This is a genomic window from Neobacillus paridis (assembly GCF_016765675.1).
Classification (GTDB): Bacteria; Bacillota; Bacilli; order Bacillales; family Cytobacillaceae; genus Neobacillus; species Neobacillus paridis.
Window position 1 is genome coordinate 190,599 of the sequence record NZ_JAESWB010000045.1, and the last position, 22,141, is coordinate 212,739.

Annotated in this window: 13 protein-coding genes, 4 pseudogenes and 1 CRISPR repeat array; of the genes and pseudogenes, 7 read left to right on the top strand and 10 right to left on the bottom strand. The window is 41.3% G+C overall.

All coding sequences use genetic code 11. The features are described from left to right. Positions 1-17: 17 nt before the first annotated feature. Both JK635_RS05295 and JK635_RS05300 read left to right on the top strand, forming a co-directional pair. Positions 18-926 carry an EamA family transporter gene (locus JK635_RS05295; RefSeq protein ID WP_202652937.1) on the top strand — a complete coding sequence of 303 codons (909 nt, stop codon included), beginning with the start codon at positions 18-20 and terminating at the stop codon, positions 924-926. 276 nt (positions 927-1,202) lie between these two features. Beyond that, on the top strand, positions 1,203-2,759 hold the full coding sequence (locus tag JK635_RS05300; protein ID WP_202652938.1) for a histidine kinase N-terminal 7TM domain-containing diguanylate cyclase: 1,557 nt from the start codon (positions 1,203-1,205) through the stop codon (positions 2,757-2,759). Positions 2,760-2,927: 168 nt separating this feature from the next. Here JK635_RS05300 and cas4 read toward each other — a convergent pair whose 3' ends face one another. The 6 genes and pseudogenes from cas4 to JK635_RS05330 all read right to left on the bottom strand — a co-directional run bounded on the left by cas4 (position 2,928) and on the right by JK635_RS05330 (position 6,144). Continuing rightward, positions 2,928-3,572 carry a CRISPR-associated protein Cas4 gene (gene cas4 / locus JK635_RS05305; protein ID WP_202652939.1) on the bottom strand — a complete coding sequence of 215 codons (645 nt, stop codon included), beginning with the start codon at positions 3,570-3,572 and terminating at the stop codon, positions 2,928-2,930. A 13-nt stretch (positions 3,573-3,585) separates the two neighbouring features. Beyond that, positions 3,586-3,852: a CRISPR-associated endonuclease Cas2 gene (cas2, locus tag JK635_RS05310; protein WP_202652940.1), complete on the bottom strand. Its 267-nt coding sequence runs from the start codon at positions 3,850-3,852 to the stop codon at positions 3,586-3,588. A 2-nt stretch (positions 3,853-3,854) separates the two neighbouring features. After that, positions 3,855-4,403 carry a CRISPR-associated endonuclease Cas1 gene (gene cas1 / locus JK635_RS05315; RefSeq protein ID WP_368857074.1) on the bottom strand — a complete coding sequence of 183 codons (549 nt, stop codon included), beginning with the start codon at positions 4,401-4,403 and terminating at the stop codon, positions 3,855-3,857. A gap of 160 nt (positions 4,404-4,563) precedes the next feature. Beyond that, complete coding sequence (locus JK635_RS05320) at positions 4,564-4,764, bottom strand: hypothetical protein (protein WP_202652941.1); 201 nt, start codon at positions 4,762-4,764, stop codon at positions 4,564-4,566. Then, a pseudogene (gene istB / locus JK635_RS05325) lies at positions 4,761-5,515 on the bottom strand (IS21-like element helper ATPase IstB). The gene JK635_RS05320 and the pseudogene istB overlap by 4 nt, the downstream one beginning before the upstream one ends. Then, positions 5,512-6,144, bottom strand: coding sequence for a Mu transposase domain-containing protein (locus JK635_RS05330; protein WP_438803821.1), 633 nt, complete (start codon positions 6,142-6,144; stop codon positions 5,512-5,514). The pseudogene istB and the gene JK635_RS05330 overlap by 4 nt, the downstream one beginning before the upstream one ends. 355 nt (positions 6,145-6,499) lie before the next feature. On the opposite strand from JK635_RS05330, the gene JK635_RS05335 reads away from it, so the two are divergent. Both JK635_RS05335 and JK635_RS05340 read left to right on the top strand, forming a co-directional pair. Next, positions 6,500-6,868, top strand: a complete 369-nt coding sequence (locus tag JK635_RS05335) for a hypothetical protein (RefSeq protein WP_202652943.1) — start codon at positions 6,500-6,502, stop codon at positions 6,866-6,868. After that, a complete protein-coding gene (locus tag JK635_RS05340; protein ID WP_202652944.1) occupies positions 6,855-7,748 on the top strand; it encodes a site-specific integrase in 894 nt (297 codons plus the stop codon). The genes JK635_RS05335 and JK635_RS05340 overlap by 14 nt, the downstream gene beginning before the upstream one ends. A 244-nt stretch (positions 7,749-7,992) precedes the next feature. Here the strand turns inward: JK635_RS05340 and JK635_RS05345 are convergent. Both JK635_RS05345 and JK635_RS05350 read right to left on the bottom strand, forming a co-directional pair. Next, positions 7,993-9,041: pseudogene (locus JK635_RS05345) on the bottom strand (IS6 family transposase); the annotation flags it as partial. Between the two features lie 110 nt (positions 9,042-9,151). Continuing rightward, positions 9,152-9,625, bottom strand: a pseudogene (locus tag JK635_RS05350) (IS3 family transposase); the annotation flags it as partial. A 410-nt stretch (positions 9,626-10,035) separates the two neighbouring features. On the opposite strand from JK635_RS05350, the gene JK635_RS05355 reads away from it, so the two are divergent. Genes JK635_RS05355 through JK635_RS05365 form a run of 3 tightly spaced genes read left to right on the top strand, consistent with a single transcriptional unit; the run spans position 10,036 to position 13,011 of the window. Further along, positions 10,036-11,025 carry a tyrosine-type recombinase/integrase gene (locus JK635_RS05355; RefSeq protein ID WP_202652945.1) on the top strand — a complete coding sequence of 330 codons (990 nt, stop codon included), beginning with the start codon at positions 10,036-10,038 and terminating at the stop codon, positions 11,023-11,025. Continuing rightward, entirely contained in the window at positions 11,022-11,981 is a 960-nt protein-coding gene (locus tag JK635_RS05360; protein WP_202652946.1) for a tyrosine-type recombinase/integrase, read from the top strand. Before JK635_RS05355 ends, JK635_RS05360 begins: the two co-directional genes overlap by 4 nt. Then, complete coding sequence (locus JK635_RS05365) at positions 11,971-13,011, top strand: tyrosine-type recombinase/integrase (protein ID WP_202652947.1); 1,041 nt, start codon at positions 11,971-11,973, stop codon at positions 13,009-13,011. The genes JK635_RS05360 and JK635_RS05365 overlap by 11 nt, the downstream gene beginning before the upstream one ends. 93 nt (positions 13,012-13,104) lie before the next feature. Here JK635_RS05365 and JK635_RS05370 read toward each other — a convergent pair. Together JK635_RS05370 and cas2 (JK635_RS05375) are read right to left on the bottom strand one after the other, a co-directional pair. Then, positions 13,105-13,776 (bottom strand): annotated as a pseudogene (locus JK635_RS05370) (IS3 family transposase); the annotation flags it as partial. Positions 13,777-13,836: 60 nt separating this feature from the next. Then, positions 13,837-21,679: a CRISPR direct-repeat array (repeat unit 32 nt; unit sequence ATTTCAATCCACGCATCCATGAAGGATGCGAC). Positions 21,680-21,847: 168 nt separating this feature from the next. After that, the gene (cas2, locus tag JK635_RS05375; RefSeq protein ID WP_202652949.1) at positions 21,848-22,138 is read right to left on the bottom strand and encodes a CRISPR-associated endonuclease Cas2; all 291 of its coding nucleotides are present in this window, start codon (positions 22,136-22,138) and stop codon (positions 21,848-21,850) included. Positions 22,139-22,141 lie beyond the last annotated feature (3 nt).

Below are 22,141 nucleotides of genomic sequence, written 5' to 3' on the forward strand. Positions count from 1 at the left end.
TGTAAGGAGAAGGTACAATGTGGTTTGTTTTTGCACTATTAACGACTTTTGCTTGGGGCGGTGCTGACCTGTTTTATAAGCGGGGGACCGACAGTAACGATCCATACAGCCATTTGAAAATTGTGGTCATGGTTGGCTTGGTCATGGGAATTCACGCAACGGCGTACATGTTAATAAAAGGATTAACTTTTGACCCTATTGATCTTGTAAAATACTTGCCTGTTTCCGCTTTCTACATCCTATCAATGGCAATTGGCTATGTTGGGCTAAGGTATATTGAACTTTCTATTGCTTCGCCTGTGCAAAATTCTTCCGGGGCCATTACAGCCATTTTATTATTTATCTTTTTTCCCCGAGAACTGGGCATTATGCATATCGTTGGGGTGATAATTGTCAGTTTAGGCGTGATTGGGCTGGCCATTTTGGAAAAAAGAGCTGAGACAGCAGAACTCAGAGCAAACAACGTACATATTGATAAAAAATATCAAATTAGCTTTTTGGCCATAACATTTCCGATAATGTATTGTATTCTTGATGGGTTAGGAACCTTTGCCGACGGTATTTATCTTGATGAACTAAAGCTGATCAGCGAAGATGCTGCATTGATTGCTTATGAATATACTTTTCTCATATGTGCCGTGGCATCTTATGTGTATCTCAAATTTATCAAAAACGAGCCCTTTCAAATTTTCAGAGAACGCGACAAAGGCTGTGCCGCTATATTGGAAACAGCGGGGCAATTCTTTTACGTGTTCGCCATGGCGAAAAATGCCATTATCGCCGCACCGCTGATTGCTTCTTATAGTATTGTATCGGTGATCCTTTCACGTATTTTCTTAAAGGAAAAACTCAGCAAACAGCACTATGCAGTGATTGTGTTTGTAATGATTGGGATTGCCCTGCTTGGACTAGCGGATGAACTTTAAAATAAAAAATTTTTCAGCAATTATTAATTACGAAATTTAGTAATTTTGGTATAATACTCTAATGGGTATATAAATGAAAACTCGCCGGTTGGCGAATCCGAAAGGACGGTTCATGAGGCGCAGTTGATTTATGCGACATGGGAAAGGATAAAATTCGGAAAAATTTTGTACTTTCCTATTAGTCCACCATGCAGCGCAAAATTAGCGCCGCACCACAAAGAATGAAAATAGTTATACTTTCATGGTAGCTAAAAAAGACGGCTGGGAGGTGAAAGGATGAATCTCGAAATTTTCACATATGTTGTTATTGTTTGTATATCGGGAGTCTTATCATCCTTACTGGCCATCTACGCCTTCGTCAAAAGGAATGTCTTTTCAGGCAGCAAACTCTTCATTTTAATGTCTTGTTTTTCTGCTATCTATGTTTTTGGACATGCATTTGAATTATCAAGCAGTTCCCTGGTGGAAATTAAATTCTGGCTAAAAGTTCAATATGCCGGTTTACCATTTATTACGCCGACATGTCTTGTATTAATTTTACAATTTGCCGGGCTGGACCGATTTATCAAGCCTAAAATCATGATCCCAGTATTTCTGGTACCGCTCATTACCTTTTTAATGAGCGTAACCAATGATTTTCATCATTTGTTTTATCGCTCCGTTTATTTACGCCCAAATGAAAGTGTACCACTAGCCGACATCACAGCTGGTCCTTGGTATCTTGTTCACGGCAGTTATACTTTTGCGACCATGGTGCTTGGAACCTTTATTTTGCTTTGGTACTGGATTCAAACCCGAACAGCCTATTGGAAACAGATTTTAACGTTAATTTTGGGCCAGGTTATCCCAATGACAGCCTCGTTTCTATACTTAATTGGTCTATCACCGATGGGGATGGATCCGGTGCCAATTGTCATGTGTCTTACTTCCACTCTTTATTTCTGGGCGATTTTTTCTGCCAAACTGTTTATGCTTGCTCCCATTGCCAGGAATCGAATATTCGAAAGTATGCGTGACGGTGTCCTTGTGATTGACGAGGTCAGTCGGATTGTCGATTTTAACCAGGGGGCCAGAGGGATGATTGAAAAACTCAAGTTTGCCGCTATCGGAGAAAAGCTTGATTCTGTCTGGTCGGACTGGGCTAGTTTTGATCCTCTGCCTGAAAATAGAGAAATCGAGTGGTGCAATAAAGGAAAATACTATCAAATTCGAATAACCGATGTTCGAAAAAAGAATAACGAAATAGCGGGAAAAACGATTGTCCTGAGTGATGTGACAGAAAAGAAAAAACTCGAGCAACAATTAAAGCTGCTTGCCTACACGGATGGATTAACAAAAGCTCATAACCGCACATATTTTCTCGAGAAAAGCCAACAGGAGCTTAACAGGGCCATCAATAAAGTGACCTCTCTGTCCTTATTTTTGTTTGATATTGACTTTTTCAAAAAAATTAATGATGGCTACGGTCACAGTATTGGAGATTTAGCCCTTTGTCATATAGTGGATCTATGTAAAAGCTGTTTGGCTCCAGAGTATATTTTTGCCCGCTACGGCGGTGAGGAATTTGTCGTTTGTCTGCCGGATGTCGATTTAAACAGAGCCGGTGAAATAGCAGAAACCATTCGGGCAGAAATTGAAGCAAATCCCCTTGAAACAGAGAAAGGGGCGATCCCAATCACCTCCAGTTTCGGTGTCGCTGAAGTAACTAATGAAATTCAGACACTGGACGCGCTTTTGCAGGAAGCTGATAAAGCTTTATATGCCTCTAAGGAAAATGGTCGGAATAGGGTGACATTAGCAGCGCATGTAGCAAATTTTCTACAGTTGAATTAGAAGAGAAGGACAGTCCCGGCGGCTGTCCTTCTTGACTTTTTTGCTGCTTTTTTCGAAGTTTTCCAAAAATATATTTAAGCATTTTATAAGTTTTCGCCACAGAGTCCACAACTATAAGATAGTTAGATGGGCTTTTTTTAATTTTTCGTAGTAAGGATTAGTTTTACCTTATTTACCAAACAATTCTTTTATAAGGGTCATATTACGTTCCTTTATTGTCTGAAAGTTCGGGAGATCACAATCATTACAATACCGCTTGAATTCACAATCCCGGCATCTTTTCTTTGACCGGGGTTCAGAGTAGTGTTCGTCATCAATAATTTTTTTAATCATTGATACCATTTTTCTAATATATTGTTTTTGTGCATCGGTAATCATAATTGGATATGCCTTTTGTTCAGGAATGATATAAATAAATCCCTTTTTTACAGGCGTCTTTGTCATTTCTTCAATACACATGGCATAAGCCGACAATTGAAATAAAATATTTTTATGGATTTTTTGATCTGTATCTTTACACTCAATGGGAAAGTAGCGCTGTCCAGTTTTATTTTCGGTATCAATCAGAATATCAACTTTTCCAGACAAATTAAGAGTTTCAGAAGAAACCGTAACCCCATAGAATCTTTTTCCTTCTAACAAATCATACCTCCGAAGCTTCCTTCGCTTTTCCTTTTGGTTCAACTCATAATGCTGACTTCTGGCATACTCCATTTTAAAGGTTGTTTTTCGAGGAACCGGTTCCACATAATTGTAATAAATAACACGCGGGCAATAGACAAATTGTTTAATATCGCTAATTGTAATAGACATAGCTTTACCTCCACTAAATAGCTTCTTCAGAATAGTTAAAGTCAAGTTTTACGACATTTTCAAGGCTATCTTGACTTAAAGGAAAGATAATAACACTACTTCGTCCGCTTTCCTTTAATAAATCTTTTAATCTTCTCGTTAATTCACCATGGAGATTCCTGCTTATTTCTCCAAAAAATGCACTGTATTGAACTCGAAATAATCCATAATCCTTGCACATATTAGCCGTTTTGTTCCTAAGCTTGTCTTCGGTAATATCATAAATTAAAAGAATCTTCATATTTACCACCTAGAAATATATCCTTTAAACTTTTTCCCTTCCCTAAAGAAGGTGGCAATGTCTCTTGCCTGCAATTGAATAATGGTCCTGAGATGATAATCATTCCCCTTAAACTCCTCTTTGGCTTCCAGACGTTCGTTTATATACTCCCTCACCAACTTTATCGATTTATTATCGAGAAACATAGAGCCATCTTCCTTTTCTTCGGTACCTGGTTTATGCCCTCTCGTTATTAATGAAATTATTGGACGGTCAACAATAGACGGACGAAAAATTTCCATTACATCTAATACAAAAGAAATTCGTCCCGACCGATCGACATGGAAAAATCCAGCATACGTCTCAAGGCCAGCCCTAATTATGGCAGATGTGACCCGTGAACGTAAAATGGCATATCCATAGTTCAACATCGAGTTTACGGGATCTTGCAAATGCCAGGCTCTTCCAGGGAATGCAACGCCTTTTTCTGTTAATATCATCTTCACTGCCTTCCAATACCGCTTGGCAGCATGGGCTTCGGCAGAGGTAATTTGTTTTCTTACATCCTCAATCGATTCTTGAGTATTGCGGACAGAATGAGCCGGCTATGCGGAGTTTTGAGCCATTGTTTGCGGACATCAGAGCCAACGATTGCGGAGAGAGAGCCACTGGCTATTAAAGGGGGAACAGCCATTGAAATGGTTTTTCCCTTAATTTCAATGGCTGCTGATTCTATCTAATTCGTTTATCTTCTAATTCTTCGTCTATAATCTCAATTGCCCAACGGACAAGTTCATCAAAATCTAAATCCTCTTCCTCGTCCCATACACAAGCGGTTAGTAACCTATCTACTATTTTCACCATCACTTCTTCCGGTAAAAATCTGTGAAATGAGTACTTAGCTACACGGTTTTCAACTTCTGTTGGGATCATCTTCTAACCACCAAACCATGACGTTCTCTCATTGATACTTCACCATCGACTAGAATCTTATAGGAATCATGCACTATGCGGTCAAGAATTGCATCTGCTATCTGCGCCTGTCCCAATTTAGAGTGCCACCCTTCGGGTGAGAATTGGGAACAGAATATAGTAGAAGTCCTCTTTATTCTTGATTCAATAATTTCTAAGACGTGAAGGGCATGCTCCTCCGAGAGCTCAGTTAATAGCCATTCATCAAGTATTAATAGATCGATTTTCTTATATTTTTGGATGATTTTACGGAAGCTACCATCGGCTTCATACTTTGCGACAGCTAGTTCATCAAGCAATTCTGGCAATCTGATATACTTAACATTGTAAAATTGGCGAAGGCATGAACGCCAAAGGCATTGGATATCCACGTTTTTCCGTTCCCTGATGCACCCATTAAAATAATGTGGTGGTGGTTTTGTATATAATTCCCTGTCGCTAGCTCCAAGATTAGTTTTTTGTCCAAGTTACGATCAGGATGATACTCGATGTCTTCAATAGCTGCCATAGGATCTTCGAAGTTTGCCTGTTTAATCAACCTTTCTAATCTATTTGATTTTCGACGGTCAAACTCATAGTCTACTAAAAGATTAAATCGATCATCGAAATCCATATCTTGATAGTCTTTGTTCTGGCTTTGTTGCTGATATAATTCTGCCATTGCACCCATTTTCATTTCAGTTAATTTACGTAATGTTTCTTGGTTCATCATTTTTTGTCCCCTCCAAAGTATTTAGCGCCACGGGTAAAGCCATGGTTATCAGTATTGATTCGATGATTATCAACATTAGATTTTTGTTCACGCTGTTTTCGCCTATCCAATATCCCTTTTAAAACGGGAATGGTCGGATTTGTTGATATTTCAAGTAATGTATGTGTTGCGGTCTCTAGTTCATCCCTTGTATGCTTGGTTGATAAATTTCTTAAAGCACTAAGGATGTTTAATGCCTTCTTTTCCGCATTCGTTTCTAGGATATAGGAGACAAACCGCACCATGGAGGGCCCAATTGTATCTGCCCATTTAAGATTGTTTTCAGGGTTATGCTCAAGGTATAATCTATGATTATCAGGCATGTGATCCCTATTCGTGGAAAACTGTCCAACTTCTCCAATTAACCGTTTATGGGATGCAATTCGCACTTCCTTAAAGTAAACTTCAATTAGGTCAGTGGTCAGCCGTACATCGACTTGTTCACGGACATAATCATATGGGACGGAATAATACATTCGTTCAACTTGGATGTGGTAGTTCAATTGAACTTTTGCTGTTTTCCATTCCGCAAGTTTGTAACGTGTTTGGGGAAGCTGTTGAAGGTGGGATTTCTCTTCTTCCTCAAACACCTTTTTACGTGAGCCGGGACGTTTCTGAAAATCAATCGTATTGATTTCTTCCAGCTTTTCATGGATTCTTTGATTTAAATCCTCTATGTGAAAACATTGATAGTTTCTTAACGAGGCGATGATCTGTCGTGAAATGTAGCCAACAGTATCTTCGACACTAGCCTTATCCCTTTTATCCCGAATTCGGGATAAAAGGGATTATTCCGAAGTTTTTATTATCCCGAACATTTAACTGATTTTCCTTATCTATCACGTTAAGGGGGTTAAATATTCGGGATAATTGTTGTTCATTTTTTTCGCTCATCCCATAATTAAATCGGGATATTCCCTAATATAATAATGGAGGCGAAATACGATGAAAGAAATTTTACTGACAGAGCTGATTACCCAGGCTAAAGAAGCAATAAAACCAATCCAACATAGTGCATCTACTATCTATCAGTATGGATTGGCATGGGATGAACTAATTCATTTTTTTGAATCCAACGGGCAAATATACTTTTCAGAAGAATTAGCAAATCGTTTTGTGCAGAAGTCAAAGGATAGTCTTGATAATAGACTGATCAAGAACTGGCGTTACAAACTCAGACGCCTTTCAGTACTAATTCTTCTTGAGGTCCTGGAAACAGGCAATTATAGCTGGAGGCTCCATTATTCGGATGCCAATGCCTGCCTTTCAACCGAAATGAAACAGCTGCATGTAGAAATATATGGAAACACTTAACCGTTCTGGTAAAGGTAATGGTACACGCAGGTGCTATGAGACACTTGCAAGGCAATTTTTAAAATATGTACAGACAGAACTCAATAAAAACATATCTGACCTACGGCTCGATGACGTTCGAAATTTTATACCTTATATAGCAAAATCCTATCAAAGCACCAGTATGCGAACAGTTCTTTCTGCACTTCGCTCCTTTCTAAAGTTTCTCTATAAAGATGGGATGACTAAAGAAAAATTGGTTCTGGCAGTTCCAAGCAGTGGTTCCAGAAAAAACACAGTTGTACCAACTATTACAAAGGACGAAGAGAACCTATTGCTTCAGCCAATCGACCGTTCTTCCCATTTAGGAAAACGCAACTATGCCATGGTACTTTTGGCAATGCGGGCAGGCCTAAGAAGCATTGACATTATAAACCTGAAATTATCGAATATAGACTGGCGGAATAAGACAATTGTTATTGTTCAACAGAAAAATGGCCGGCCCTTATCGCTACCCATTCTTTCAGATGTTGGTAATGCATTGTCTGATTATATACTCAATGCAAGACCCAAAGGCGGTCTTCCCTATGTTTTTCTTAAAAGTCAGCCACCCTACACGAAATTGTCCCGTTCCACCTGTTATGCCATCAGCTGTAGCATCATGAAAAAGGCAGACATCCGACAGTCGGGCCAGCAACGGAAAGGATTCCATATCTTCAGACATACTGTAGCAGCAAGAATGCTTTCAGAGGAAATACCACTTCCTGTGATATCCAATTCATTGGGACATGGATCCATGTCTTCCAGCAAGGTATATCTTTCAACAGATGAAAAACATTTGATGGCATGTGCTCTCAGCTTCAAGGGAATTGAAGTGACGGTAGTGTCAAAAGTTCTATGAAAACTCATTAGGCGTTCAGCTTTTTCTGCCAAATATTTGGTGGAAAGGCCACGCAATCGCTCTTGACAAACACGCCAATGGTTTTAGGTAAGTTTAACAAGGGCGACGGGGACAAAAAGAAGGCATGCTAAATAGCCCTTGGTTTTTCCATTTTAAACCATTGGCTAGTTCGGTTTGTCAAGATTTCGCTTCGCCGATTGCTGTTTGGGTGTTCGAACCTTCAAGGGCTCTGCTAAACAAAAAGTTAGGCTAATTGTTCAATAATCCAGTCTTGTGCCAAACCAATGAGTTTAGACCATCGTGCAGGCGTGTTCGGCAGCTGTAGTAACTCCGGATTGACCACTGGCACCTTACCTTCTAGTGCGGCGTGAGGCCGTAAAAAGTTAAAGTAAGCTACAAACAAGGTCACAAAAGAAACAGACCCATGTTCAGAACCAAAACCGTGTGTGGAGCGATAATTGCCTTTAAACGTGCGATTTAACCATTCTATCACTTGTTTTAGTGGTCTATACTCTGTTGACACTGGATCTTCGTTTGTAAGCCCTATAACTTGCTTAATGTCGAAATGAATGTCGTGTTGGGCAAAAAAGTGCTGAGCTAAAAGGTAAATTGGATTACCGTCCACGACAAATGTTAGGTCATTTGGAATCTCTTTCAGCTTTATTAGGACATTATCAATGGCACGTATAGCTGACACGGTATCGCGATTAGGCGACACTGGATAAGACAGGATAATCTTTTTCACCGCATCAAAGAAGAAGAACAGGTAGTGCCAACGCCCATTCACCCTTATATAGGTTTCGTCCCCACAGAATTGATCTGATAGTTCGTAAGGATAGTTATCAACATAAGGCTTGAGGACAAGGGCTACGGCATTCTCGTAATTCAAAATACTCTGATGTGATATAGAAACCCCGTGAACATCCTTCATGAGTGCAGCTGTCTTTCGGGCCGAAAGGCCGTAATTAACATGGTAAGTTAAAATAAGCCCCAATGTGTGAGGCGAAACATAAAGCTTTGCTAAATCTCTACCTTGGGCCTTATAGGAGAAGACTTAGACAATGGCTGAAAGTCAATGCGAAACTGCCGGAAAATGTATCTCAACTTAAAGGATTGGGGGTCTTTTTGAAACTGTTTCTTCTCCTTTGAAGACATTCCGTTTAGTTTCTGTTGGTAGTAAGGACAGTCGTTATTCTTACATTTATAAACGTCAAAGTCTTTTCGCTCCTTGATTTTCTCTAGGGTCTTTGAGCAGTGAGGGCACTTTAAAACAGCCTCCTTCAAATATCGATTTGATACTATGTCAAGAAAATAGACACAGATTTTTCTACCGCGCTTCGCTTGGTGGCCTTGATAAAAAAGTTTAAATAAAGAGCGATTTAAACTTTTTTATCAAGGTGAAATTAAGCCACTGATTTTCCATACATCTGCTCAAATTCGTTGGGTGTAAAGTAGCCCAAAGTTGAATGGATCCTCTTAGAATTGTAGAAGAATTCAATATACTCAAACAGCGCCTTCTTCGCGTCTTCCCTAGTTTTAAACTTCGTTTGATAAACAAGTTCACGCTTAAGAATACCGTGAAAGGATTCAATACAAGCATTGTCGTAACAGTTTCCTTTTCGGCTCATGCTGCCTACCATACTGTACTTGTTTAATAGTTTCTGATACTCCAGTGAGGCATACTGAACACCTCGGTCTGAGTGATGAATAACGCCTTTCCCTGGCCGCTGGCGCTTGTAAGCCATCTTTAATGCGGAGATGACCGATTCCTTTGTCATGGTCTTGTCCATGGCCCAACCTACTATTTTACGAGAATATAAGTCCATAACGCTCGCCAAATACAACCAGCCCTCATTGGTCGGAATATACGTGATGTCCGTTTTATTACGACATCGGGATAAAACGGATTATTCCGATTAAAAAATTATCCCGATATTTTAACTCAATCATGGGCTTATTGCTATTCTGCTAGCAGAAAAATCGGAATAACTTATAGCCAGGAATTGGTTGATATCCTATTCTGAATTTGTAGTTAATCTTCAAAATCAGAAAGGAGAATTCAATATGCAATCAAGACCTATAGTCGAAGGAATTGAAACTGTCGTGAAATTCTGCAACGATTTCCGTAGTCCGGAAACTATCAAAGAGTACTCTAAGGCATGCGATGTAATCCTAACTTTCTACAAAGAGCATCAACAACCAGATTAGAGATGGACTTCAACTACTTTCCGAGGAGAAACAGTCCGTAAAATACTCTGGAGACAGATACACATTTCGTGTGCTTGGTATGTTGAATGATTATTATGATAACCACCCTTTCAAGGTAACATATCCTGCCATAAGCCGATACAAGCATCGGCTTGAACCTTTTTATCAAAATCTTGCGGAAGAGTTTCGGGCTAGCTTAGCGGTAAAGAAAAATACCGTAGCTATGCTTTACTCCATTGCAAGGGATTTTTTCTATCACCTACAGCAACTGTCGGTTACTGACCTTGCAGCTATAAATCAGGAAATTCTTTATGATTTTCTTATGATGGAATATAAAGATCATCAGGGCTGCATGAATAATGTCACCTACGTTCTTCGGCTGATTTGCGAACATTTTCGGAGCAAAGGGTTTCATAACTTCCCATTAGAACTGATGCCATTTTCGCTTCCGCCTTCTAGGAGCAAAATCCTCCCATCTTTTGAACGGAAGGATATGGAGTACATCCTTGCCCAGCCAGACATCAGCACACCTACAGGAAAAAGAGATTACGCCATACTCATGCTGGCTTCATTTACTGGTATCAGGGCCGTTGATATAGCAAACATAAAACTAGAAGATATCAACTGGAGGGAAATGACTATCCACTTTGTTCAGCACAAGACAGGATTTGGTTTATCTCTTCCTTTAGTTCCTAATGCTGCTGCAGCCGTTGCCGACTATATATTAAATGCCCGTCCTGAAGTGGACAGCCCATATATCTTTCTCACTGAAATAGCCCCTTACAGAAGGCTCAGTGACAAATCCAGTGTTGCGAATGTTCTTAATAAGTATATTAAAATCTCTGGTATTGAAAAGAAAAGGCATGACGGAAAATCCTTTCATGCTTTCCGGCGGAGTATGGGTATCTGGTTGCTTGACACAGTATCTTCACCAGAAATGATTTCACAGATTTTGGGCCATCAAAGTAAGGATGTCCTCAAAAGATATCTGCCGCTATCTCCTTCCAAACTCAGCATCTGTGCCCTTGGATTTGATGGGATACAGGTAGAGTCGGAGGTGTACAGATGAGATACCAGTTCAACAGCCTGTTCGCCGATGACATTCTTGCATATATAAAGTTGCGCTGCTCTCTGGGAAACAAAGAAGATACCTTTGCCCGCAGGCTCCATTCCTTTGACGTTTTCTGCACTGAAAAGTATCCTGACAGTGCTGAACTTTCACAGGAAAGGGCTGAGAGCTGGTGTTCCTTAAGACAAAATGAGAAAGAGAATACCTTGCGACTCCGTACCAACATACTCCGCAATTTTTCAAAATACCTTGTCAGCATTGGTAAAAACACCTATGTCCTACCGGATGGTTTCGCTGGCAAAGGGGTAGCTTTTATGCCGTATCTATATAATGATGTGGAACTGAGTAGTTTTTTTAATGGGGCGGATCGCCTGTCGCCCCATCCTTTATCACCATACAGAGAATACGTTATACCCGTTATGTTCCGGGTGCTCTATTGCTGCGGTCTCCGCCCTCAGGAAGTAAGACATCTAAAGCTTAGCGATATCAACCTTGAGGATGGTTCTTTTTACATTGAAGACTCCAAAAGAAAAAAGGATCGCATTGTGGCAATGTCGCCGGAACTGCTTGAATTATGCCGCAAATATAATTGCCTTATCCAGACAGTTCTCCCAGGCAGGGAGTATTTCTTTCAGAATCCTAACGGCGGGCCTTACCGTTCAGCCTGTATTCAGAAGTATTTCTATAAATGCTGGAAATCCGCAAGGATTTCATTCTCGCAGGATCACAAACCGAGGGTATACGATTGGCGTCATAATTTTGCCACCCGGGTAATCATTGGTTGGATGAATGAAAAGAAGGATGTTATGAACCTTCTTCCTTATCTAAGCACATATATGGGGCATTCATCTTTAGAGTATACGGCTTATTATATTCATCTTGTCCCGGAACATCTCAAATCTTCGATTTCGACCGACTGGATTTGTAATCAGGAGGTTCCCAATTATGAAGATTAAGGACAAGCGATTATTCGAACTGTTAAAGGAATATCTTACGGTCTATCTACCATTACAAAAGGCTGTGAGCCCTAACACAGTTAAATCCTACAGGGAGACCCTAAACCTTTATATGGAATTTCTTTGCATTAGTAATGCACTACAGCTAAAGAACATCTCCTTTAAAAATATTTCAGTCGGCAGTATCAATGCCTTTTTAAAATGGCTGGAGGATGAACGTCATTGCGGATTAACAACACTTAACCATCGTTTGTCAGTGATACGAGCATTTTTGAAATATGTTGGAATGAAAGTGCCAACATACAATGATTATTACCTATCAGCAAGTCAGGTCGCCAAACGTAAACCCGAAAGAAAACTGACGGTAGACCATTTTAGTGAGGAAGCACTGAATGTAATACTTAGCCAGCCTGATCCCAAGACTAGGAAGGGACATCGCGATCTGTTTTATATGATCCTTTTGTATGATACCGGAGCACGGGACTGTGAAATCCTAAATCTGATGCCAAAGGATGTTATCACGGAAACAGGATCTCCATATATCATTGTTCATGGAAAGGGAAAGAAAATACGAATGATACCCATTATGAAGGAAACTGTCCAGCATTATAAAAGTTACATGAAACGGTTTCACCAAGAGAAGGAAAATGATGTTCCCGTATTTTATACAGAAATCCACGGGGCAAAGCACACTATGTCTGACGATAACGTTGCCCGTTTCATTGGAAAGTATGCGTCTTTGGCTAGGTCAACCTGTGCAGATGTTCCTGCAAGAGTGACACCTCACATGTTCCGTCATAGCAGAGCATTGAACCTTTATCGTAAAGGTGTACCCTTGCCGCTCATTTCCGAATGGCTAGGGCATTCAAATCTTGAGACAACATTGATTTATGCCTATGCAGATACCGAAATGAAAAGGGCTGCAATTGAAGAGGCAACTAATACCAACCATCCTGTTCGAAAAACTAAAGGATTTGAAAGTGTCGCCTTGGACGATGATACTCTCAAGAGGCTCTACGGATTAAGGTAAACGGCAAAAAGTTATTCCGATAGTTTTGTTTGAATTGATCAGGCTTTCAAGCATACCAATTTCAAAAGTCGGAATAACTTTTTAATCGGAATAATCAATACCCCAGACGTGATTAGGACAGGTAATGGCCAAATTTCTGAGGAGATACGGATAGATTCGGTGCTCAAGATTGCGTTTACTAAGGTTAGGGCCAGGAGAAATCCCTGCAATGCCCATTTCCCTCATATGGCGTTGTACAGCCTTGCGATTAATGTTTAATCCATTGCTGTTTAGAACAACAGTGATTCGCCTGAACCCAAAATAGGGATGCTTGGTATAAATTTCATCAATCTTGTGCTTGATAAATATTTCCTCAGGAGAAGGCTCTACAGGCTTATAATACAAGCTAGTACGATTGAGCCCAAGCAGCTCAGCCTGGGTAGTGATTGGCAGCTCTTTATCATCCCAATCAATCATTTGAATGCGTTCGGCCCTACTCCTTGATTCCAGATTTTTTTTAATCCACGACAATTGCGTGGTTAAACGGCCAACCTCGACGTAGAGGTTTTCAATTTGATTTTCATAATCAGCCTTCATTTGATCCGCTTTTTTATTTTCTTTAGCGAAGATCACAGGCATTTGTTCAAGAAACCTATTCCTCCATTGTCGAATTTGATTAACATGAATTCCATGAGATGAGGCAATTTCATTCATGGTCTTTTCTTCCTTTAGGACCTCTAGCACGATTTGAGATTTAAACTCTGGTGTATATCGTTTTCTCTTCATAAACCTACTTTAACATCTCCTCATTTCGTGTCTAGTTTCTTGGGTCCATTATAGGATTTTATTTCAATCCACGCATCCATGAAGGATGCGACGCGATCGGAGCGGCGGCTTTGACTATGTTGTGCCTATTTCAATCCACGCATCCATGAAGGATGCGACTCACTTCCTCAATTGTCACTCCGGCGGAATCTTATTTCAATCCACGCATCCATGAAGGATGCGACAAGGATTGGAGACTGCGAAATACACGATTACTTTTATTTCAATCCACGCATCCATGAAGGATGCGACACGCTGTTTACCATTTTTAGTTAACCCATTCGGATTTTCAATCCACGCATCCATGAAGGATGCGACAAGGATTGGAGACTGCGAAATACACGATTACTTTTATTTCAATCCACGCATCCATGAAGGATGCGACACGCTGTTTACCATTTTTAGTTAACCCATTCGGATTTTCAATCCACGCATCCATGAAGGATGCGACACGCCAATTGACATAATTTATTTGGATAGCCGCAGTAATTTCAATCCACGCATCCATGAAGGATGCGACGTCAAATATAGATACAGGCAACCTGCACCAATTGTGATTTCAATCCACGCATCCATGAAGGATGCGACAAAAGAAGGCAAAAAACCGAGTGATACCACAAAAATTTCAATCCACGCATCCATGAAGGATGCGACCAAGTTGTTCTACGTCAAACCGTACTTATCTGAATTTCAATCCACGCATCCATGAAGGATGCGACGAACTTGTGCAACAGAAATCCAAACAATGTTTTTTATTTCAATCCACGCATCCATGAAGGATGCGACGCTTGTGGCACCGGAGGAATATTGATACAAGCCTGATTTCAATCCACGCATCCATGAAGGATGCGACCGGTCCATTATTGGGGGCTTAACCAGACCACAAAATTTCAATCCACGCATCCATGAAGGATACGACGGAATGAACAACCCGTTATTGTTGCAATGGCTAGATTTCAATCCACGCATCCATGAAGGATGCGACCATTTGCATCTGCCGTTTTGACTTTCCAACCATTATTTCAATCCACGCATCCATGAAGGATGCGACTCCATAAAGGTTCTTCCAGCTTTTGCCCGATTGATATTTCAATCCACGCATCCATGAAGGATGCGACGGGAATGTAAACAAAACAAAAAAACTGATGGGTATTTCAATCCACGCATCCATGAAGGATGCGACTTGCTTCAACTTTTATTAGACCAGTTGGACGAAATATTTCAATCCACGCATCCATGAAGGATGCGACGACAATATTTGGATTCAAGCGATTCATGTTGTAAAATTTCAATCCACGCATCCATGAAGGATGCGACGGATAAAACTATTGAATATTATTCAAAATATAGGATTTCAATCCACGCATCCATGAAGGATGCGACGTCATACGGGGAAACAACCGTGTGCCATATCCCGATTTCAATCCACGCATCCATGAAGGATGCGACCTCGGCTCCGGCTCCCACCATTTCTTGGGATTGCGATTTCAATCCACGCATCCATGAAGGATGCGACTTCAGTACATCCCATATTGTTCCAAATTCGTTATATTTCAATCCACGCATCCATGAAGGATGCGACTTTATTTGCCACTATTTAACACCTCCTTATAATGATTTCAATCCACGCATCCATGAAGGATGCGACGACAATAGACAATAATATTTGATATTATTACGGTAATTTCAATCCACGCATCCATGAAGGATGCGACAAACACTTTACGCATAAGTTCACGGTTATATACTTCATTTCAATCCACGCATCCATGAAGGATGCGACTCGAGGTCGTCGGCATCGATGCTGTCCCCTGGGTCATTTCAATCCACGCATCCATGAAGGATGCGACGAGCGCTTTGGAAGTCTTGTTGTAATCAAGGAAATTTCAATCCACGCATCCATGAAGGATGCGACGTACATTTCGTCACAATTTCATAAGCTAAATCAGAATTTCAATCCACGCATCCATGAAGGATGCGACTCAACAACTAGCGTATTGTGGTCGTATTGGTAGATTTCAATCCACGCATCCATGAAGGATGCGACACCCATTCATATATTAATACGTGCATTTTGGCGTATTTCAATCCACGCATCCATGAAGGATGCGACAAGCGCGTCAATTTCCGCTTCACAAAGTACGACAATTTCAATCCACGCATCCATGAAGGATGCGACCATGTTGATTACTTATGATTGGGAAAGATTGCATATTTCAATCCACGCATCCATGAAGGATGCGACTCCTGGTCCGAATCCGGATCCTGATGTTACTCCTATTTCAATCCACGCATCCATGAAGGATGCGACAGGAAACGATCACGCTGGCACTCCGTAACAATCGATTTCAATCCACGCATCCATGAAGGATGCGACCGCTTGCAGGCATCCAAGATACGCTGTTCAGCTTATTTCAATCCACGCATCCATGAAGGATGCGACTACACATCCCCGCTGATCCGTCCAGTTCCCCAAAATTTCAATCCACGCATCCATGAAGGATGCGACGCGCTGTTTACCACTTTTAGTAACTCCATTAGGTATTTCAATCCACGCATCCATGAAGGATGCGACGTGACAAAGTTAGAAACTATCTAATAGATATTGTAATTTCAATCCACGCATCCATGAAGGATGCGACATCTGCCACCTCTTCCGTACTCATTTCATTGCCTATTTCAATCCACGCATCCATGAAGGATGCGACCCTGGAGACCCTCCGGCTTATCAATACTCTATTAATTTCAATCCACGCATCCATGAAGGATGCGACTATTAGAGAGCCGGAGCAGTTACGCCCCGACTAATTTCAATCCACGCATCCATGAAGGATGCGACTAGGGCATCATAAAAATTAGCCGCCCCTTCTTGCATTTCAATCCACGCATCCATGAAGGATGCGACATATGCCGCCTCGTCTAAGCTATCTTCTTTCACAAATTTCAATCCACGCATCCATGAAGGATGCGACTGCTCTTTCCTGACGTGACATAAATTCAGTTCTTATTTCAATCCACGCATCCATGAAGGATGCGACCTCTATGAATCTATCATGCATCAAGTGGAAAAAGGGATTTCAATCCACGCATCCATGAAGGATGCGACGCGACCAGCAACGGTGAAACACTCAACAACGTCATTTCAATCCACGCATCCATGAAGGATGCGACATTGCAGACAAAAATAAAATCAAAGACCCTAACCATTTCAATCCACGCATCCATGAAGGATGCGACTCCTTACGATTAACATATGGCTCAAACTCGAAACATTTCAATCCACGCATCCATGAAGGATGCGACGTAATGCCAGACTTTTCCGTTTACTTACCGAAGAATTTCAATCCACGCATCCATGAAGGATGCGACTCGTCGGTAACTAAATAATCGATAGTGTGTCCGCATTTCAATCCACGCATCCATGAAGGATGCGACCAACATCCGTTCTGCATTGGATGACGCGGTGAAAATTTCAATCCACGCATCCATGAAGGATGCGACGGAAAATCCTTACTATCAAGCAATGGCGATTGATATTTCAATCCACGCATCCATGAAGGATGCGACTGAATCTGATTGTTGTGACTGGGACAACCCAAGAATTTCAATCCACGCATCCATGAAGGATGCGACGCTATTGTTTGCCTGCATCACGATCTTTGTCCCATTTCAATCCACGCATCCATGAAGGATGCGACATATTGCTCTGGTACGCTTCTTCCTATCGTCCGTATTTCAATCCACGCATCCATGAAGGATGCGACGGTCCATGGATACTCCTTCTGCAGTACCTGGAAATATTTCAATCCACGCATCCATGAAGGATGCGACTCCACAAGATTGTGTTTTTCCGTTTCTTAATTGTATTTCAATCCACGCATCCATGAAGGATGCGACTGGGTTGGATTCAACCAAAGGTATGGTAAATGTTGATTTCAATCCACGCATCCATGAAGGATGCGACAAACCGTTTAAGGACGTGTTAATCATGCCGTTTATTTCAATCCACGCATCCATGAAGGATGCGACATCCTCTGCTTTGTATCGCCTGTCCCCGTTCACAATTTCAATCCACGCATCCATGAAGGATGCGACCATAGCATTTGCCTGTTGAGATATACTTCCGATTATTTCAATCCACGCATCCATGAAGGATGCGACTCGTCGTTTTCGTCTCTTTCATCATCAATAAGGCATTTCAATCCACGCATCCATGAAGGATGCGACTGTTGGCGGAATATCTTCTAAAATTGCTTGATGAGATTTCAATCCACGCATCCATGAAGGATGCGACCCGTATACTGTTGGTACCATGACTGATACTGGTTATTTCAATCCACGCATCCATGAAGGATGCGACTTGAGCTTTATTCCATAAATTTTTTTGATAAAAATTTCAATCCACGCATCCATGAAGGATGCGACGTTTGAATAGCAGTTTTTACACCGTTCATTGCTATTTCAATCCACGCATCCATGAAGGATGCGACGACTTTACATCTATCCCTTTTTCAAATATCGCTTATTTCAATCCACGCATCCATGAAGGATGCGACTCTGCATATTGGTTAATTGATTTCTTAACCCATTAAGCATTTCAATCCACGCATCCATGAAGGATGCGACTCTAGCTGGCCAGCCGCAGAAAACTCCTGCCGGGATTTCAATCCACGCATCCATGAAGGATGCGACGAGCAGCCACAATTAATGTGAATGGATTAGGTGCATTTCAATCCACGCATCCATGAAGGATGCGACTTGCGGAGAAAATGACACCAAATACACCAAGTCTATTTCAATCCACGCATCCATGAAGGATGCGACATCGCATCCACATCATCATCATGGGCACCGTTTGATTTCAATCCACGCATCCATGAAGGATGCGACTTAGAAATATATGGTTATTCATATAGCGGATCAGATTTCAATCCACGCATCCATGAAGGATGCGACAGAAAAGGGGACGACCAGCAGGGAGTACCAAAAAATTTCAATCCACGCATCCATGAAGGATGCGACAATAGCGGACGGCAATATTTGTTTGGCAATTTTAATTTCAATCCACGCATCCATGAAGGATGCGACGTTGTTCCGTTTCGTGCGCCAAGTCCGCCATTGTATTTCAATCCACGCATCCATGAAGGATGCGACAAAAGTGGAAAAAATTATGGGAGGTCTAAAATATATTTCAATCCACGCATCCATGAAGGATGCGACCGTGCAAAATATTGCCACTGGCGTATAAGGAGGATTTCAATCCACGCATCCATGAAGGATGCGACGCAAATGCCATCCCCGGATATAAGTCCGACATTGATTTCAATCCACGCATCCATGAAGGATGCGACGTTTTGTCTATGGGTGATTTTGGATGAATTTTTTGATTTCAATCCACGCATCCATGAAGGATGCGACAATAGCGGACGGCAATATTTGTTTGGCAATTTTAATTTCAATCCACGCATCCATGAAGGATGCGACAATTATCACTTATTAAAGGAGATGTTTTAAATGAATTTCAATCCACGCATCCATGAAGGATGCGACTGAATTGGCCACAAAAGTATTTGGTACCAAATGGATTTCAATCCACGCATCCATGAAGGATGCGACGGCTGGCCCCACTTAAAAGCGTGAGGGGTTTGGGATTTCAATCCACGCATCCATGAAGGATGCGACTTGTCCAGTATGTTCAGCAAAAATATCCGAGCGGAATTTCAATCCACGCATCCATGAAGGATGCGACTACCATTGGCATAATTTTTAAACCTCCTCATAATAAATTTCAATCCACGCATCCATGAAGGATGCGACGCATTTGCGGATAGGTGTCGGTCGCATGCGGCAGATTTCAATCCACGCATCCATGAAGGATGCGACTTCAATCATTAGCACCACATGCCCAAAAAATTTGATTTCAATCCACGCATCCATGAAGGATGCGACGCTTGTAGTAGTCGCTATTTGGGGGAGTGGGGTATTTCAATCCACGCATCCATGAAGGATGCGACCTGACTTTGCGTTAACAATCGTTAATTGATTATCATTTCAATCCACGCATCCATGAAGGATGCGACCTCATTACCGTGGGGTTTCCATTGTCGACTTTTTATTTCAATCCACGCATCCATGAAGGATGCGACCGTTAACACGTGACCGGCGTTGGCCCGCGTGCGTATTTCAATCCACGCATCCATGAAGGATGCGACTCCGCGAATAACTGACGACGGTTACATCGTCAATATTTCAATCCACGCATCCATGAAGGATGCGACCCACTGCACGGATCCGTTGCGTGATGCGAGTAAAGATTTCAATCCACGCATCCATGAAGGATGCGACTCAAAAACAACTGATAATGTGCTGGTTATCTTAATTTCAATCCACGCATCCATGAAGGATGCGACTGGCGAAGCCGCAGACGTGGCAAAAGATGTCCAGATTTCAATCCACGCATCCATGAAGGATGCGACCTCTTTGTGAGTACGAAGTGGTGCATAAAAAATTATTTCAATCCACGCATCCATGAAGGATGCGACCTGAGTTAGAAATTTGATCCAATCCATACGATCTATTTCAATCCACGCATCCATGAAGGATGCGACATTTAGAGGTTCCTGAGCCTTTGAAAGAATTTTTATTTCAATCCACGCATCCATGAAGGATGCGACGAGCGAATGTAAATGATTATCTGATAAAAGGTGTTATTTCAATCCACGCATCCATGAAGGATGCGACGAGTCGCCGCTAAGGCGGCGGCTTCCAAAAAAATAATTTCAATCCACGCATCCATGAAGGATGCGACGATGAGTTTGATAGTTTTTCATACAAAGATTTAATTTCAATCCACGCATCCATGAAGGATGCGACTGGTTTCCGGTCAGGACATTTTTCTTTATAACATATTTCAATCCACGCATCCATGAAGGATGCGACAATCCCGTCAAAAAAGTTAAAGGAGGAAAATAAATTTCAATCCACGCATCCATGAAGGATGCGACTGTCACCATGCGAACAGCCGAATATAAAAAAGGTATTTCAATCCACGCATCCATGAAGGATGCGACATTGGTCATGTGGTGGTCGACAATTTAGACGTTGTATTTCAATCCACGCATCCATGAAGGATGCGACTAGCGGGATCAAAACACTACAGGGGCGATAACTATATTTCAATCCACGCATCCATGAAGGATGCGACTTGGAACTTAATACCTTATATCAGGAGTTGAACATTTCAATCCACGCATCCATGAAGGATGCGACGGCAACATTATTGTTGACAAAAATGCAATCGTCCAATTTCAATCCACGCATCCATGAAGGATGCGACCAATTGCCCCAAGACAGAAAAAAATTGGTGGATGATTTCAATCCACGCATCCATGAAGGATGCGACTGGTCCGTCCCCGGCATAGGAGGAAAAAAAGGATATTTCAATCCACGCATCCATGAAGGATGCGACTTGGTCATGTGGTGGTCGACAATTTAGACGTTGTATTTCAATCCACGCATCCATGAAGGATGCGACGAACAGCGAGAAAGAAAGTCCACCAGCAGAAGGGATTTCAATCCACGCATCCATGAAGGATGCGACGTGAATGATTCGATTAATGGCTTCAATCGTCGTATTTCAATCCACGCATCCATGAAGGATGCGACTTTAGAAAGTATCCTTCCTATTATGAAAGCTTGATTTCAATCCACGCATCCATGAAGGATGCGACGGTGCTTGCTGTATGAGTCGATCATGCATCAAGTGATTTCAATCCACGCATCCATGAAGGATGCGACCGGTTGGCAAATTGTCCGGGGTTTGGACATTCCAAATTTCAATCCACGCATCCATGAAGGATGCGACCGCGATTTTCAGTCGAAAATAAGTAAAATGCCTAATTTTCAACGAATAAAACCGCTATTTTCTTTATAAAATAAAGAACTTAATAGATAAAACAACAAAACACGACATTAAAAAACAAAAACTGAGGTGCGAATGTTACTACAAATCTATGTACACTATATATTCGCACTAAAATATCAAAGGACTGTCTAAATCGACGGATTCCTTTACACCAATATGTTCTACCTTATTCTTGTAATTATTACCCAGCTGATAAAATCTAAGACTATCTTGGTCCTTATCAATAATATCAGCAAGCCTAAGTTTTAAAGCAGTAAATTGAGTAGCATCAACTTTACATTCAAATACCGAATTTTGAACACGCTGACCATAATTTTGACATTCCTTTGATACTTTCCTTAATCTTTTCTTTCCTCCACTACTTACAGTCGACACATCATACGTAATTAATACTAACAACTG